Source organism: Flavobacterium cellulosilyticum (assembly GCF_004349355.1).
In the GTDB taxonomy this organism is placed as follows: Bacteria; Bacteroidota; Bacteroidia; order Flavobacteriales; family Flavobacteriaceae; genus Flavobacterium; species Flavobacterium cellulosilyticum.
This window is the reverse complement of sequence record NZ_SMFK01000012.1, coordinates 1-17,500: the sequence shown is the minus strand read 5'-3', so window position 1 is coordinate 17,500 and position 17,500 is coordinate 1. Positions and strand designations below refer to the sequence as shown.

The 17,500-nt window shown below is 34.5% G+C and carries 14 protein-coding genes; 6 read left to right on the top strand and 8 right to left on the bottom strand.

Annotated features, from left to right (window positions below):
• Positions 1–685: 685 nt before the first annotated feature.
• Complete coding sequence (locus tag E0F76_RS14690) at positions 686–865, top strand: hypothetical protein (protein WP_132007713.1); 180 nt, start codon at positions 686–688, stop codon at positions 863–865.
• A 53-nt stretch (positions 866–918) separates the two neighbouring features.
• On the opposite strand, the gene E0F76_RS14685 is transcribed toward E0F76_RS14690, so the two are convergent.
• The 5 genes from E0F76_RS14685 to E0F76_RS14665 all read right to left on the bottom strand — a co-directional run bounded on the left by E0F76_RS14685 (position 919) and on the right by E0F76_RS14665 (position 8,449).
• Positions 919–1,788, bottom strand: coding sequence for a metallophosphoesterase (locus E0F76_RS14685; RefSeq protein ID WP_220398930.1), 870 nt, complete (start codon positions 1,786–1,788; stop codon positions 919–921).
• A gap of 20 nt (positions 1,789–1,808) precedes the next feature.
• Entirely contained in the window at positions 1,809–3,305 is a 1,497-nt protein-coding gene (locus tag E0F76_RS14680) for a RagB/SusD family nutrient uptake outer membrane protein (protein WP_132007709.1), read from the bottom strand.
• A 94-nt stretch (positions 3,306–3,399) separates the two neighbouring features.
• Positions 3,400–6,792 (bottom strand): SusC/RagA family TonB-linked outer membrane protein, encoded by a 3,393-nt coding sequence (locus tag E0F76_RS14675; RefSeq protein WP_132007706.1) that lies wholly within the window; start codon positions 6,790–6,792, stop codon positions 3,400–3,402.
• A gap of 87 nt (positions 6,793–6,879) precedes the next feature.
• Positions 6,880–7,479: a sigma-70 family RNA polymerase sigma factor gene (locus tag E0F76_RS14670; protein ID WP_132007703.1), complete on the bottom strand. Its 600-nt coding sequence runs from the start codon at positions 7,477–7,479 to the stop codon at positions 6,880–6,882.
• Entirely contained in the window at positions 7,469–8,449 is a 981-nt protein-coding gene (locus E0F76_RS14665; RefSeq protein ID WP_246022077.1) for a FecR family protein, read from the bottom strand. The genes E0F76_RS14670 and E0F76_RS14665 overlap by 11 nt, the downstream gene beginning before the upstream one ends.
• A 98-nt stretch (positions 8,450–8,547) precedes the next feature.
• Here E0F76_RS14665 and E0F76_RS20050 point away from each other — a divergent pair, with 98 nt between their 5' ends.
• Entirely contained in the window at positions 8,548–8,763 is a 216-nt protein-coding gene (locus E0F76_RS20050; protein WP_132007912.1) for an integrase core domain-containing protein, read from the top strand.
• 159 nt (positions 8,764–8,922) lie between these two features.
• Positions 8,923–9,090: a hypothetical protein gene (locus tag E0F76_RS14655; RefSeq protein ID WP_246022076.1), complete on the top strand. Its 168-nt coding sequence runs from the start codon at positions 8,923–8,925 to the stop codon at positions 9,088–9,090.
• Between the two features lie 430 nt (positions 9,091–9,520).
• On the opposite strand, the gene E0F76_RS14650 is transcribed toward E0F76_RS14655, so the two are convergent.
• Positions 9,521–10,291, bottom strand: coding sequence for an XRE family transcriptional regulator (locus tag E0F76_RS14650; RefSeq protein WP_132007697.1), 771 nt, complete (start codon positions 10,289–10,291; stop codon positions 9,521–9,523).
• Between the two features lie 84 nt (positions 10,292–10,375).
• Here E0F76_RS14650 and dinB point away from each other — a divergent pair, with 84 nt between their 5' ends.
• From dinB to E0F76_RS14635, 3 genes are all read left to right on the top strand, one after another.
• The gene (gene dinB, locus E0F76_RS14645; protein WP_132007694.1) at positions 10,376–11,557 is read left to right on the top strand and encodes a DNA polymerase IV; all 1,182 of its coding nucleotides are present in this window, start codon (positions 10,376–10,378) and stop codon (positions 11,555–11,557) included.
• Positions 11,558–11,898: 341 nt separating this feature from the next.
• Positions 11,899–14,952, top strand: a complete 3,054-nt coding sequence (locus E0F76_RS14640; protein WP_132007691.1) for a DNA polymerase III subunit alpha — start codon at positions 11,899–11,901, stop codon at positions 14,950–14,952.
• A gap of 53 nt (positions 14,953–15,005) precedes the next feature.
• The gene (locus E0F76_RS14635) at positions 15,006–15,647 is read left to right on the top strand and encodes an SOS response-associated peptidase (protein WP_132007688.1); all 642 of its coding nucleotides are present in this window, start codon (positions 15,006–15,008) and stop codon (positions 15,645–15,647) included.
• 4 nt (positions 15,648–15,651) lie between these two features.
• Here E0F76_RS14635 and E0F76_RS19375 read toward each other — a convergent pair whose 3' ends face one another.
• Complete coding sequence (locus E0F76_RS19375; protein WP_165932713.1) at positions 15,652–15,813, bottom strand: hypothetical protein; 162 nt, start codon at positions 15,811–15,813, stop codon at positions 15,652–15,654.
• A 103-nt stretch (positions 15,814–15,916) separates the two neighbouring features.
• Positions 15,917–16,615 carry a DUF1826 domain-containing protein gene (locus tag E0F76_RS14630; RefSeq protein ID WP_132007685.1) on the bottom strand — a complete coding sequence of 233 codons (699 nt, stop codon included), beginning with the start codon at positions 16,613–16,615 and terminating at the stop codon, positions 15,917–15,919.
• Positions 16,616–17,500 lie beyond the last annotated feature (885 nt).

The window sequence follows — 17,500 nt, the reverse complement described above, 5'->3', positions numbered from 1 at the left end:
ACAAAGTACTTGGTCTTCAAATTGGTTAAAAATAACATTGGATTAGGAAAAGTTCAAAATATAACTTCATTATTAAAGATTAAAATCATTTTTTTTAGACTTTATATCAATAGCGACAAAATTATATGATTTAAATATTACAGAGCCATTTAAAATATCAACCTAGTGTTACTAAACTGTTATATAAACATTTTTTAATGTATTTATAGGTTTAAATGTATCTTTTCTAAATTAGCTATGATAAAAATACTCTTTATTGAATCAAAGCCAGAGCAAAGCAATAAATAGAGTAGGAGAACAAATAATAAGAGATTATGTATCTACCCTAAAGACATACAACGCATAACCGGCATGAGTTATCGTCAAAGTAACAGATGTAAACAATCCGTATAGACTTAATAAGCTCCAAAGCGAATTGGTGAGTATAGAAGAGTTCTGCCAATACACCAGCTTGAAATTGGAACAGGTTGCCTTTTATAATTTTATAAAACTATTTTTAAGATGTATGAAATATGAATTACCTATCAATTGGGACTATTTATTGGAACTAAAAGAGAAGGTGTCCTACATTCTGCCACCATTTTCTCATTATATTTCACAGCACGTTAAATTGGGAAAATAACTTAGAATCCATGATCTTAAATACTGGTCTAATGCAACACAAACCATACATTATTCTGTACTAATGAGTAACAAAATGGATGGTGATGCGCCATTTATCTCTTTAATTACAGGTAGTATACTTTCCTTAGATACAGGTGAAACAACTATTGTGGGTTCGGATAAAAAATTAGTATTCAGTACCAAATACTATGTTTTTTTCTTTTACGAAAAAATAATGATAGATGATCATTTTAATAAATAAGCCCATTATCTCAAACTTAAATAATTCTGAAATAATGGGCTGTAATTTGTTTATTAAGGTAAACTTATGGAATCTGGAATAGAATCCAAATCATAGTACTTATGGCTAACCACATTTCCATCTACTGTTACTATCCGGAATCCAGAGGGGTCTGTACCCAGAGGACGCCCTACAGGCCCAGTGGTAACCATTTCCATTAGACCGTATTTTCCAAAAGCATTTCGGTGGTAATGCCCTGCGAATATATGGCTAACACCAGCAGCACTAAATAGAGGGAGGTATTTATCCCGGATTTTCTTATCGATATTAAAATAATCGTCTTTTTCTTCCGGATCGTTTAAAAACCAAGAATGATGCTGAAACACTAAAATAGGCTTTGATTTATCCTTTTTTGCTTTTTGAAGCACCTGACGCAACCACTTGTCCTGCGCATTAGCCTGTTTTAGAACTCCAGACGGGCTTTTGAAATATAAAGAATTAAGAACTATACCTAACATCCCGTTATACTTAATTGTATAATAATCCGGCCCAAGCTGTTTGCGATAAGCTACTAAATCTTTCTCTTGAGGATCATTGCCGATATCGTGGTTGCCAGCAACATGATAAATGGAAATGGATGGATCAAGCTTAGCCACGATCCGCTTATATTCGGCAAGTTGTAAAGTGTCACCGGACTTGTTGATTAAATCACCCGTAACAATTACAAATGCAGGATGCAGGCGGTTTGCCACTGCAATTGCTTTCTCAAAATTCTCAGTTTCTTTTGCAAATTCCTTGTTTGAATTAAAGAACCCGAACTGAGGATCAGTCATCTGAATGAAAAAAAACGGCTTCTTAACCTGATGCCCAGTTACGCAGCCCATACAGGTAATTAGTATAAACAAAAACACAATCAAGGGTTTTGTTTGATTAAAATACTTCATTTGATTAAAATTAAATTGTTTTACCAACCGATATTTTGAGGTAAAAGCTTTGGGTTAGTATCAATTTCACTTTGCGGCACAGGCCATAACAAATACTGTTCATTAAATTTAACTCCACTTTCATTACTATAAGAAAAGGCATCTTCAAAACGGCCTGTTTTAAGATTATAGACCTTGTGTGTTCGCTGAATGTCAAAATAAGCTTTATTCTCGAAAGCAAGCTCGTGATAACGCTCTCTCCAAACTGCTTCCCGAAATTCATCTTTTGTTAAGCCAGAAAGCGGAGCTAGATTAGCCCGTTGCCTGATCATATTGATTTGAGTGTAAGCATTAGCAGGTCCTTCTACTTCGTTTAAAGCTTCCGCGTAAATTAGCATTACTTCAGGTAAACGTAAAAGTGTCCAGTTCTGGTCAGAATATCCGTCTCCATTTTGGCCGGCAGCCTCTTCGAGCCAGAATTTATACAAGGAAGGTGTAAATTTAATAATCTTGGAGGAACTACCCTTGGCAAAACTTTCCGTAAAGTAAAATTGTTTTTCTTGCGTACGTTTATCATTAAGTTCATAAGAAGACACAAATTCTTTAATTGGTACAACAGTTCCAAGATCGCTGGTTAATTTAGATATGCCCTTTGGCGAAATAAATTCTGTTATCCTATTTGTCTTTACACTTCCCAGATACTGGACCTGAAATATCAGTTCTTGTTTATTTTTATGTGCTCTATCATGAAGATAGGCATAATTATCAAACAATTTGTAATAATTACCGTCTAGCACCTCTTTTGCTTTAGTTGCTGCTAACTGGTAAAACTCCGTACCTTTATTTAAAGGATATCCGGCCATTGTTAAATAAACACCTGACAATAGAGATTTTACTGCACCCAAAGAAGCTCTACCAGTTTCATCAACATTAGGTAAACCAGACTTTTCAGCTTCTTTTAAATCATTAATAATTAGTTCATATACTTTTTCTTTGGAAGATCTTTCCGGATAAAGGTCTGGACTAGAAAAATTAATTGGCTCCGTAATTAGCGGAATATCTCCATATAGTTTCACTAAATAGGAATAATATAGAGCACGTAAAAAATACACTTCTCCAAGAAGCCTTTTTTTTGTAGCTTCATTCATATTAATCGCCGGGATCCTTTGTATAGCTAGGTTAGAATTAGCTATCCCATTATAAAAGTCTGTCCAAATGATATTATAAACCGTCTCATTTGCAGAATTAGTGTGCTTTATTGATCCATCTTTATATTGCGATCCCCCCAAATCAATATGCCCCACCGGCATTTCTAATAAGGACCAGGGCGCATCACCTCTATACTCAATTTCCTTGGTAAAGGATTGCAGCATAGGGTATATCCCTGCTACAGCAGCCTGAGCTTGTGCAGCCGTAGTGAAATAATTTTCCTGAGTAATTGCAGATTTATTGTTTTCAGAAAGGAAATTATTACTGCAGCCTGTGCTAAAAATCAAGAGCAGTAATAATGCTGGGAAGTTTTTTACTGTTTTTTTCATTATTATATAATTATTTTTAAAGGTTATGAATCTTGAATAAGCTTATCCATTAGTGTTTATAAACGGTAAGCTTATTCAGATTTAATTTTTATGATTAAAAACTTACTGATAACCCATACATATAGGTTTTTGGTTTTGGATAATTAGTGTACGTTATCCCTTGTGAGAATGCTGTGTTATAGTTATTTAGTTCTGGATCATACCCAAAATATTTCGTTATTAAAAAGAAGTTCTGAGCTGAAGCATATACTCTTAAACTACTCAATCCTAGTTTTTTAGTTAATGAAGGTGTCAATGTATAACCTAAAGAAATATTTTTCCCACGAATGAATGATCCGTCAGACAGTTTACGGGTATCCATATAATAACTGTAGCCTGTAGGCCTTACCTGTTCCAGTACGGCATCCTGATTAGTTGGACTCCATGAATCTAGCACTGTTGAATAATTGTTTGCAATGCCGAACCTTCCTTCACTTGAGTTCCTCGTATTGTTAAAAATGTCATTTCCTTGTGAATACTGCAGTTCAATAATTAAATCAAATCTCTTATAACTAAAGGTATTGGCAAAAGTGCCATAAAAATCAGGAATCCCCTTACCAATAATTACACGGTCCTTTGCATTAATTATTCCATCCTGATTGAAATCCCTGATTTTAACATCACCAGCAAGTTTACCATAAGCTTTAGCCTGCTCTGCTTCATCTGTACTATAAATACCATCACGCACATAACCGAATATTGATCCTACAGATTGACCTACTCTAAGTATTTGCCCTCCTTTAAATCCATAAGTTATATCTTCGTTGTTTGCACCTAACGCTGTAATTTTATTTTTCATAAAAGAGATATTAAAGGAGGTTGACCATGAAAAATCCTTACTTTGGATATTAATGGTGTTGATCGTAAAATCAAGCCCTTTGTTTTCCATATTCCCTATGTTTTTAGTAACCGTGCTATATCCGCTTGATGCCGGAATTGGGGCATCAAGTAATAAATCACTTGTTTTTTTATAATAAACATCTGCAACTAAGTTAATGCGGTCATTAAATAAGCCCAACTCAAGACCTGCGTCATATTGGGCTGTTTTTTCCCATTGTAGGTCTGGGTTTGCTAACCTGCCAATTGCAGATCCCGATGCCATGGTATTGCCAAAAATGTAAGCATTAGTACTTAAATTAGCCAAAGAACGGTAGGAACCAATTTCAGAATTTCCGGTTATTCCGTAACTAGCCCTTAATTTTAAATTTGAAATAGTCGGATTATTTTTAAGGAAGTCTTCTTCAGATAAGCGCCAGGCAGCTGCTGCTGATGGAAAAAAGGCGAATTGATTATTTTTTCCAAACCTCGAAGAACCATCAAAGCGGCCGGTTAGCGTAAATAAGTATTTATCTTTTAAATTGTAATTGACACGGCCAAAATAGGACTCCATCTGGTAAGAGTTAGTGGATGAGGATGGTGTCACAGGGGTTGCACCTGCCCCTAAATTAAAAAAGGAATAGTAATCATCAGGCATTGAAGAGGTAGCAGCAGTCCAACTCAATACATTAAATCTTTGTTTTTCAGTACCTAATAGTGCATTTATTGTATGATTATTATTAAATTTTCTGCTATAATTAAACCTGTTGGATAACTGCCAAAATCTTGATTCATTACTTGAAATCTGCGCTGTATTTTTGCGTGTTCCGCCCTGAAGTTTGGAACTGGAGAAGTTCGTATTAATGTCATTGGAAATGTTTGAACCGAATGTAGACGTAAATTCAAGTCCTTTAAAAATTTTAAAATTAGCATAGCTGCTTCCATTAAAGGCGTTAGAATTGAAAAGAATATTGTTTTCGTAAACCTGAGACAAGGGGTTATCCAATTTTTCAAGACCTGCATAGTCACCACCATAGCCATAAGTTCCATCTGCATACTTATAAGGAATAAAAGGAACCATTTCCACAACATTACGGATCACATTATAAGAACCATCACTGTCATCTACTCCACCCTCATTTTTCCTTACATAACTTAAGGTAACGCCTACTTTTAGCCAGTCTTTCATTTGCTGGTCAATTACCGCTCTCACATTATATTTTTTCTGAAAACTTTCTTTAATAATTCCATTATCATCGGCATAGCCCAAATAGAATCCATAATTGGTTTTAGCATTCCCACCGCTAAAGGATAAGTTATGGTTTTGGCTATAAGAAGTCCTGAATACCTGCTTGCTCCAATCGATATCATATATAGGTTGAGGAATCCCATTTGTGTCTAGGGTAAAAAGCTCGCGGTTTCCTAAAGTATTACCCGCTAGATAGGCTTTTCTTTTTTCAACAGGATCGATGTATTTGCCTGCTTTAAAACCTATGGGATCAAACTTACTTGCATTCTTATATACTTCTTCTTCAAGGGAAAGCCATTCTTTAGAATTAAGTACGTTTAGGTTTCTTGAAGCTGGCAGTTGATTTATAGAGAAATAAGTGTCATATCTAATTTCGCTACTTTGTTTAGTTCCCCTCTTGGTTGTAACTATGATCACACCATTAGAACCTCTTGTACCATAAATAGCCGTTGATGAAGCGTCTTTTAGTACGTCTATAGACTCCACATCATTTGGGTTTAGATTACTGATACCCTCTGTCCATATTATACCATCAACCACATATAATGGATCATTCGTGGCATTTATAGAACTGAAACCACGGATAGAAATAGAGGTTCTACCACCCGGACGTCCTGAATTAGTTGAAACGTTTACCCCTGCTATTTTTCCTGCCAGAGATTGCTCCACATTAATAGCTGGTCGTTCCATTAATTCACGGCTCTTAATACTGCCAACCGCACCTGTTAGGTCCTTTTTACGCTGCGTTCCGTAACCAATTACAACTACTTCTTGTAGATTATTGGTGATTTCTTTCAGCTGGATTGTAAGTGTCGTTTTATCACCTACAATTTGTTCTTTTGTTTCAAATCCAATGAAAGATACAATTAATACAGACTCTGCTGAAGGCGCCTTTAAGGTAAAGCCTCCTTCCAAGTCTGTTTGGGTTTCGATAGCAGTATCTTTTATAAAAACAGAAGCTCCGGGAATAGGAGAATTGGTCTCATCTAAAACTGTACCTATAATTTTTCTCGTATCTTGAGCATTTTTTTGTTGTGTATTGTTAAGTTCTTTTACCAAAATTCCATTTTTAGTGATTTTAAAATCGAGATTGGTCTTCGTTTTCAAAACCTCCAAAACTTGATTTAAATCTTGAGTATTGACGGCAATGGTTATTTTATTTTCAAGAAATTTTTGATCTGACATATAAATAAACTTGGTATTTATTTGTTGCTCTATCAGAATAAAGATTTTCTTTATGGAAACATCTTTTAAGTTTAAATTAATTTCTCTGCTTTGAAGTATATTTCTGGATACTTCAAGGTTTTTGGAAGTATTGGAATAACTAGTCGAAATAGTTAACTGAAGCAACAAGGATAAGGTTACTATAATTTTTTTTCTCATTATTATTTATGATTATTTATTTTCAAATTTTTAACATCCGAAACAGAGTTTAGGAAAGATGGTTTCTGCCACTATTTAATATTTTTTTTAAATTACTCTTCTTTGTTGTCTTATCAACAAAGCCTTACTAATGTATTTAAGCGCAAGTCCAATATGATTTTCAACCGTTTTGGGAGTGATGTTTAGAATTTCCGAGATCTCTTTGTACTTTAACCCGTCGATCCTGCTGAGTTCGAAGACTTGACGTGACTTTTTTGGAATAATATCTAATATTTCGCGAATCATATTCTTATTAAATTCCTTTTGCTCATTGTCAATAATCTCTTCCTCTATACTAGGGGTACTTATACTATCGATGGCTTTTGTTTCATCAATTTGTTGATGAAACAACTCAAATTTCTGCACTTTTTTCAAACTGTTTTTTACTACTACATATATATATGATTTAGGGTTTCTAATTTTATCAAGAGTATTTCTGTTATTCCACAATTCAATAAAAACATCAGCTACTTTTTCCTCCACAAGGCAATAATCCGATTCATAACCTAGTCCAAAACGACACAATCGGGTGTAATATCTATTGAAGAATAGTTCCATCGCCTCTTGCTGGCCATTTCGTATTTGCTGAAATAAATAGTCATCTGAAACATCGTCGCTAAAACCGATTTTTATTTGGTTAATTTTCATGATACTTTCTTATTTCAAAGGTGTTTGTCTTGGTTTTAATTATACTCACATTAGATATAAACTCTAATGAAGTTATAAATTCATCAATTTTTTGATCTTTAAAAGCACCCTTAATATGCTGATTTGCAATATCATTATCATTGATAACAAAATGCACCCCGTAGAATTGATTTATTTTAAGTAAAGCATCTTCAAGCTTTATATCATCTAAAAGCAGAATATTATCTTTCCAGGCTGAAATTTCACTAATATCAAAATTTCTTTTGGTAACCACCTTAGTCTTTGAATTCCAGACCAACTCTTCACTTGGTAATAGATTGATTTCGTCATTACTCTCTTTAAACAATACCTTTACCTTTCCTTTTTCCAGGGAAACAATTTTATTAATGGAATTATTATTGACATTAAATTCTGTTCCCAATACTTTAACATCGTAAGCATCTGTATGAACTATAAAAGGAAATTTTTCATTGTGAGTTACTTTAAAAAAGGCTTCTCCAACCAACCAAACTTCCCTTTTATTTCCAAAATCACTAAAATACTTAACATTACTACCTGAATTTAAAACAACAGTACTACTGTCTGGCAATAAAACGGTAAGGCGTTCACCAACTTTAGCAATTTTATGATTAAAATATCTGTGGCTTGTAGTTTTGGTAAAATAAAAACCGAAACAAATAAGTAAAATGAATACAACAGAAAAAACCGCCTGTTTTCTGAAAAGAAATGAAGTGGCCTTTGTGGAGCGATTCCGTTTTCTATACTGATTTTTAATTTGATTAAAAGAATTACCTTGGATTGGTAATTTTGATTCGGGATAACTGACCCAGATCATTTTATAATTTTCAAAAACAGCACGAAGTTCATCATCTAAAGACAGTTCAATTTCAAATACAGAACGCTCTGCTTTTGACATTTCATTGACGAGATATTTTACACATTTTTTTTCTTTTCTGTTCAAATTCAACATAAATATTTCCCTTTACTAATAAGAGTCAAAATAAGAGGAATACCCCCAATTTTCAATACCATCAAATTGGCACGATATTGTTAACGGATTGTTAAGGAATTAAATCCTTAAAAAATGCATTGGCGGAACGTGTAAACGGGATCATTAAAACACCGTTGAATCTTCATAGTAGTCAGTTAGATTTTGAACATACCTATAACCAGATAAAGAGAAGTATTAAAGTCTATTATGAAATAAGTCCACATTCCAGTTGTGATTATCTAACCCCAAATCAAGCTCATCTACAATCATACAACTTGAAGAAAAGATGGTAGAACTATAATAAAAACTTTAACGATGAAATAGCAAGTGTATAGTAAGTTTAGGATCAATAATTATATTTGTATAGCTAAAGCAGGATTAATTTAATAACCTGTATTATTTTAGAACGGGTCAAAAGCTAATCAAATCCTAGTCAAAGGCATAGATAGTGTATGAAAATAGAGAAACAAAGAGTTTGTATCTATCCAAAAGAAATACAGTCAATAACCGGAAAGAGTTATCGTCAAAGTACCAGATTGATGCAAAAAGTAAAAAAAGACCTCAACAAGCTCGAAAAAGAATTCTTAACGATCGAAGAGTTTTGTTTATATAAGGATTAAAATATGAACAAGTAACCCACTTGATTTTTGGTTAAAATGTTGTCAAAAACCCAATCCATTTTTAAACCATTGTAGTAAAACATGACATTCAATAACCAGTTCATTTTTTAGTTATGATGCTTTAATATTCAAGAAATTATCCTTATCTTTAACTACTTTGAAATTAAGATAATTGTATCCAAATAAAGAGGAGTCACTTAAATAAAATCCTTTGTAAAGTATTGGTTGTATTGGTGTCTTTCATAGAAGATCAATCCCTCTTTCTCTGCAGGAAAACTACCCTAACCCTTGTAAAAAAAGGCGTTATGTTTTTTTTTATTTACAATATATCCCCACATTATCCCCACAATGCTGTAGTAATAGAATTTAATACAATGATTTTTATAAAACGAAACCCAAACTCTTTTAAAATTCCCTTTTATCAATAAGACTATTGCACCCTTTGTCCCTTAATTTCCAAAACCTCTCTTTTCAATTCCAGTAAAATTCCTTTCAAGCTTTCCATTTCGGTTAGAGGTTGTTTGGTATCCGTTCTTCCAATATTACATTGGTATTCCCAGATTTCTAGAATTTCAGAAAATTTGACTTCAAAATGGGGATAAAACGAGTTGTCAGATTCCAAAACCAAAGTATTCTTTTTGTTTTTATTCAGTCGTTTGTACACCATTCCATGATTTTTGGTAATCAAAATATAGGTTTTTCCATCTTGCACTTCGCCAAGATTTTCTACATAACGTCCCACAATAATAGAACCTTCCTCATGTGGAGGCATCGAATCGCCTTCTACAGGAAATCCTCTATGCTTACCAGAGCCTAAAAAAGGCAAGGAAATCTGTTGTAAACTTTCGATGTATTCGGGATCAGCATAACCGCTTAAATAACCCGCCTTCACTTTTTGAGTGACTACTTCAATAATATTTTCGCCACTGCTATCAATTTGAATAGGCAATAGAAGTCTATTGTTTTCCAACTTAATTAAATCCTCAATATTAATTTTCCGAACATCGACAGAAAGCAATAAATCAATACTGATATGGAAATAAAGTGCCATCCTTTTTAGAATATCATAAGGAGCTTCAGAAGTACCGTCTTCATACTTCACATAACGACCTCTAGTAATTTGCAACTGCTCCGCTAATTTTTCTTGGGAAATTTTATTCCTAACCCGTAAGGCTCTGATATTGTCTGAAAATAAGGACATAGTTATTTTGTTACAATTTGTAACTACAAATATAACAAAAAAAGTTACTGTCTGCACTAATTTTGTAGTTTCAAAACAATGAAAATGACAAGGGCAATTGTACATCTCGACATGAATACATTTTTCGTTTCCTGCGAAAGAATCACGAACTCTCAGTTGGAAGGCATTCCGTTGATTATTGGTGGTGGTGATCGTGGCGTGGTGGCTTCCTGTTCCTATGAAGCACGACGTTTTGGTGTTCGTTCTGCTATGCCTATCAATATGGCGTTAAAGCTTTGCCCTCAAGCCAAAGTGATGAAAGGCGATATGGAATTGTATTCCAAATATTCCCATACGATTACCGAAATCATACAGGAAAAAGCACCCATAGTCGAAAAAGCCAGCATCGATGAATTTTACCTCGACATTACGGGCATGGATAAATTTTATGGCAGTTACAAATGGACCGATGAACTAGCACAAAAAATTACTAAAGAAACAGGACTCCCCCTAACCTTTGCTTTATCGATTAACAAAACCGTTTCAAAAATTGGTACTGGAGAAGGCAAGCAAAAACAAAATCTCGAAATACCAGAGCACTTAGTAAAGCCATTTTTAAACCCTTTATCGATACAGAAAATACCTATGGTTGGTGATGTCACGTTTCGGCTTTTGTCAAGAATAGGGATTCGAACCATCCAAACCCTTTCTGAAATGCCCGCTGAGGTATTGCAACAAATGATTGGTAAAAATGGGGTCGAGATTTGGAAAAAAGCCAATGGCATTGATAACAATCCTGTGGAACCTTATACCGAGAGAAAATCAATATCTACCGAACATACTTTTTCTCAAGACACAATCGATTTGGTGAAACTAAAAACAATTCTCATTGGAATGGTAGAAAAACTGGCTTTTCAACTGCGATCGGAACAATGGCTGACCTCAACAATAGTGGTTAAAATTCGATATGCGAATTTCGACACCGAAACGAAACAGTGCAAAATTGCGTATACCTCAGCGGATCACATTCTGACCACAAGCGTGGTTCAGTTATTCGACAAACTCTTTCAACGGCGGATGCGTTTGAGATTAATCGGAATTCGTTTTAGTGGCTTGGTGAGAGGAACATACCAAATCAATCTTTTCGAAGATACAGAGGAAATGTTGTCACTCTATGCTGCTATGGATAAAATAAAAAGTAGGTATGGCTTTGATGCCGTGATGCGCTGTGCAGGAGCTTCTTTTAAACCAAACAACAAAGACGAAATTTTAAAAAGGAAGTTGTGATTTAAAGAATCACTATGGATTGACTGTTAATCGTTTTGGAAAACAGATTGAAAATCTGCAATTTGAAGACAGTTGCTATTTTGCCACAAATTACACAAATTGACACAAATTATTTGAGGTAAATAGTTACACTAATTTTTTTAAAAGGCGTTAAATGCCTTTGATGATCCCTTTGTCACTATATAAAATAATTATGGTATTCCTCTTAAAGTTAAACAAATAAAGGACTTGATGTAATTAGTGAAATTAATTTTAGAATAAAACAATTTGTGTAATTTGTGGTTAAAAAACAACTAAACCCTTAAACTTTTAAACTTTTTCTAAACAATTAAACAATTCCCATGTACCTCAACTGTCATTCTTTTCATTCCTTGCGTTACGGCACCATCCCCCTTAATGACCTTATTGGCCAAGCTGTAACTTGTGGAGTAAAAGCGATGGCATTAACCGATATTAATACCGTAACAGGAATTTATGATTTTATAAAAGGTTGTGAAACTGTTGGCATCAAACCCTTGGTGGGAATGGAATTCCGTTCGGAAAATCAAATGCATTACATCGGTTTGGCTAAAAATGCCAATGGACTTGCTGAAATGAATCGATTCCTTACTTCCTATAATTTCAGTAAGGAAGCCTTGCCTATTTATGCTCCCGAATTCGATTCGGTATTCATTATCTATACCTTAGAAAACGCTCCTGAAATACTTCGCGAAAATGAATTTATCGGTCTTCGTCCAGAGGAAGTTTCCAAACTTTTTACTTTGGAACTTAAAAGGAAAATAGCCAAAATGGTGGTGCTGCAACCAGTAACTTTTAGAACCAAAAAAGAATTTAATTTGCATAAAATACTAAGAGCAATTGATTCCAATGTTCTTTTGTCAAAATTGACAGAGGCCGATTATTGTAAAACGTCGGAAGTGTTACAACCTTTAGAATTTCTTATTTCACACTATGCCGAATATCCCGAAATTATTCAAAACACAGAAAAGTTAATCAACGAATGCAATTTCACCTTTGATTTTACTACCCCAAAAAACAAAAAGTTTTACACTAACAATCGCCAGACTGATATCGCTTTACTGACCTCACTAGCACAACAAGGATTGTTATGGCGCTATGGCAAAAAAAATCAGCAAGCCAAAGCACAGGTTGAAAAAGAACTTAAAGTCATTGATCAATTAGAATTTAGCGGCTATTTTTTAATCACCTGGGATATTATCCGATATAGCAACAGTAGAGGATTTATGCACATCGGGCGAGGTAGTGGTGCCAATAGTATCATTGCCTATTGCCTTGGAATTACCGATATATGTCCGCTAGAATTGGATTTGTATTTTGAACGCTTTTTGAACGAAAACAGAAAAAGCCCCCCTGATTTTGACATTGATTGGAGTTGGAAAGAACGAGATGTTATTTTAGAATACATCTTCAATCGCTATGGCAAAGAATATGTTGCTTTTTGTGGTACCAATGTCGAATTCAAATACCGTTCTATTTTCAGAGAAGTGGGCAAAGTATTTGGATTGCCAAAAGAAGAATTAGACCTATTGGCTAAAAATCCGATGAAACTGCATGAAACGAACAGCATTGTAAAATTGGTGCAAGACTACGGAATGATGCTCGAAAAATACCCCAATCAACGAAGTATGCATTCCTGTGGTATCCTAATATCCGAAGAACCCATTACCAATTACACACCACTGGAAATGCCTCCCAAAGGTTTCCCTATCGTCCTTTTTGATATGCATGTTGCCGAAGATATTGGCTTTGAAAAATTCGATATTTTAAGCCAAAGAGGAATTGGACACATTGACGATAGCGTGAAATTAATTGAGAAAAACAGAGGCATTCGGGTTAATATAAGAGATACTTCTATTTCTAAAAATGAGGCTGTAGCCAATAGTTATTTGGCACAAGGCAAAACAATAGGTTGTTTTTATATCGAAAGCCCTGCTATGCGTGGATTACTACGAAGACTCAAATGTGATAACTATAAAACATTAGTAGCTGCTTCGTCTATTATTCGTCCTGGTGTGGCCAAATCAGGAATGATGAAAGAATACATTTTTCGTCATAACAATCCCTCGCAATTTGAATACTTTCATGACGTATTCAAAGAGCAATTAGGCGAAACTTATGGCATTATGGTCTATCAAGAAGATGTTATCAAAATAGCCTTGCATTATGGTGGATTAGCTGCTGCCGATGGGGATATTCTGCGTCGTGCCATGTCTGGAAAAGGACGATCACTAGAAGCCTTGCAAAAAGTGAAAGACAATTTCTTTGCCTCATGCGCTCAAAAAGGGCACCCTCCTACTCTAAGTGAGGAAATTTACCGCCAAATAGAATCTTTTGCAGGCTATTCGTTTTGCAAGGCGCATTCGGCATCTTATGCAGTAGAAAGCTACCAAAGTTTGTATTTAAAAGTCTATTATCCAGTAGAGTTTATGGTGGCGGTAATCAACAATCAAGGAGGATTTTACCGGACAGAAGTCTACGTTCACGAAGCAAGAATGGCTGGCGCCACAGTTCACAATCCCTGTGTAAACAAAAGCAATTATGAAACAAATGTTTATGGAACAGATGTCTATCTGGGCTTTATGCATTTACTAAGTTTGGATAGCAAAATGGCGTTGTTTATAGAATCCGATCGAGAGAAAAATGGAGATTTTCTTTCGTTAGAAGATTTTATCAATCGCATCCCGATGGGAATCGAAAGTATTAAAATTTTGATATTCATAGGAGCATTTCAATTTACAGCCAAAACCAAAAACCAGCTTTTAGTCATAGCGAGTTTATTGCTGAATAATTTAAAACCTGAGAATAAGAATTTAATGTTAATGCAAGAACCCCTTAAAGAATATACTCTGCCTAATTTAGAACGCTCAATATATGAAGATGCCTTTGATGAAATCGAGCTGCTGAGTTTTCCTGTTTCATGTACTGTTTTTGATTTGCTTCAAACCAAATACCGTGGTGAGGTGATGGCCAAAGATTTAGTGATTCATCATAAAAAGCAGGTGAAGATGTTGGCCTACCTCATTTCGCGAAAGCAAGTCCCAACCAAAAAAGGGAATATGTATTTCGGCACTTGGATTGATAACGAAGGAACCTATTTTGACACAGTCCATTTTCCTGATAACCTACTACAATATCCTTTTCAAGGTGGAGGATGTTATCTGTTATTAGGTTTTGTAGAAGTGGATTATCATTTCCCAACGGTTACAATAGCCAAAATGGCTAAGATGCCCTTTGTCCCTGACCCTCGGTATATGGATGCTAAGGATCAATATCGAACACAACAACAAATCAAAGAAGATGTCAGTAGCACGCATCGAGCACCCTATCCGCAAGAGCATGAAATTAACCTGCCAAGGCATAAAATGCGCTATTAAATCAATAATAATCTTTAACTTTGATAGTAACTACTAATTTAAAATTAATAAGTATGTGCTTTCATTCTGAACAAACTAAATTCCCTAAAGAAGTAGAATCCCGTTTTAAAGCAAAAATAAAAGATTTGGATAAATTCAAACCTTCGAAACATTTTAATGGCTTCGAGTTTCCTGAAACACCTATCATTATTGATGAAAACCCAACTGAAATTATACATTACAATTGGGGTTTAATACCTTCATGGGCCAAAGATGAAAGCATTCAAAAAATGACTTTAAATGCACGAATCGAAACATTAGACGAAAAACCATCTTTTAAAGACAGTATAAACAAACGATGTTTGGTAATAGCAAATGGTTTTTACGAATGGCAATGGCATGATACAAAGGGAAAGAACAAAACTAAATATGAAATAGGTATTGGCAATCACGATTTGTATACTTATGCAGGATTGTACTCCCATTGGACAGATAAAACTACAGGAGAAATACGAGGGACTTATACGATTGTCACTACAAAAGCCAATACACTTATGGCAGAAATCCACAACATCAAAAAAAGAATGCCAATAATCTTAAAACCCGAAGATGAAAGTAAATGGCTAGATCATGCTTCTGTCAATGAATTTGCATATCCTTATGAAGTCAATTTAGTGGCAACTAAAATAGAACCTGGCACAATATCGCTATTCTGACGATTTATTTTGCTATACCTCCCACCTTTTCAAAAACTCCGCAAAAACAAGTACAAGATTTATCTAAAGTCGCACGATTTAATAATTTCTCATCATTAAACAGCCCAACCTTAGCAGTTGTAGCATAAAAAACTATTTCTATCCCATGACTAACAACCCATTTCAATCTTTCATTATTTTTTACTTTTTTGAAATTACAAAGCCAAAAGACGATTCCATAAATTAAAATTCTCCTTCCTGACTATTGTTCAAAACTGGAACTAACTTTTTTAGCAAATCAACAACAAACGATATTCCCCTTCCTTTTCAATTGGAGCTCTGTGAATACAAGGAAGCACCTGTTGTTTTGGATGATCCACCGCTAGGCGCCAAAGATGTCCTAATCCTAAATTAATTGGCGCAGCATTGGGTTTCGCCTGATAATGCAAATCAAAATAATTTTCCGCTAAAAAGTTTTCAAATTCCTCCGATGGGCCGTTGTGCAGTTCTTTAAGCTTTTTTCGAATTTCAGGAATCAGCATTTTTTGTTCCGCTTGATCATTAGCAATAATATCACTTGCCACTCCGTGATAGGTACATAAAAAAGTATCCGTTGCAATGGGCGAACGATCAACATGAAACGAATACACATCAGTGGAGATGAAATCAAATTCATCATCGCGTTCGTAACATTTGAGCAAATTAAGTGAAGGGGAAGCTCCGAAATCGGTTAATAATTGCAAATCATTTAAGATAATTTCCCTTGCTATATTCCCCTTTTCTGATAGTTGGAGTGCCAAAAGGTCTTTAGGATCAACTTCCGTTATATTTTCTTTTAATTGCAGTTGACTGACAATAGCTGCAAAATCACCATCCAAATCTCGGCACCAGCATAAGGCATTCATTTCTCCATTAAAATCCGTATTTATAAGTTCAGAAAAAGTGCGTGCTATTCCAATTTGGTCGCTGTCAGAAAAAGGATTGCTCATAGTATGATTTCAAGAAGCTAGTTAATTAATACACTACAAAATTATGGAATAATTTATAGTTGCAGCATTTTTTTATCGCTATATACTTTAGTCTTTTACCTGATACCAGTTCTCGCTAATTTATAATCCGTACCTATTCAAATTGGAAACAAAAAAAAAGGATTTTACGACATCGGTTTTTACCATAAACCTTTTTAAATAGTATTATTATAAAATAATTAAAAAAGAAAAAATGTCCGTTATTCCAAACCTAATTGCTGTTTTTGTACATAATAACGAACATTGTTGAGAATGACAACTAAAAACAAACCGTTTTTCCAAAGAATGACAAAGTACTAGAACAAATGGGAGAAAACATAAAGATGGCTCATAAAAGGGGAAAGTTCAATATGGTAAAAGTAGCTGAACGAGCAGATATCTCTAGGTCAACGCTACAAATCGAGTTCGGAAATTCTAGCGTGGCAAGGGGAGCTTATTTCAATGTATTAAGAGTACTAGGGCTACAAGACGATTTCCTAAAACTAACAGCAGACGATGAACTAGGAAGAAAACTCCAAGACCTGGAACTTCTAAAATAGTAAATATATCGTCAGTTCGAGGTGTAATTTTTTTTCAAAAAAAAGCAATATAAAATGACGTTATCTTTGTGTATAATCTGAATTAGAATTAGGCAGTGTAGCAGTAAATCAATTAGTGTTAATTACCTGAGTTCGAGTTTTGTTTCAAAATATTATATTAAGCAATATTGGTGAGTTCTATTCTAATGAATTTCCCCCATGGTAGTAATATCTTTTCACTTAGTATATTTTGAGCCTATTTCTATTTCATTAATTCATTGAGCGATGAGTAGTTTAGAAAAAATTATTAAAAATTGTGCTGGCATCG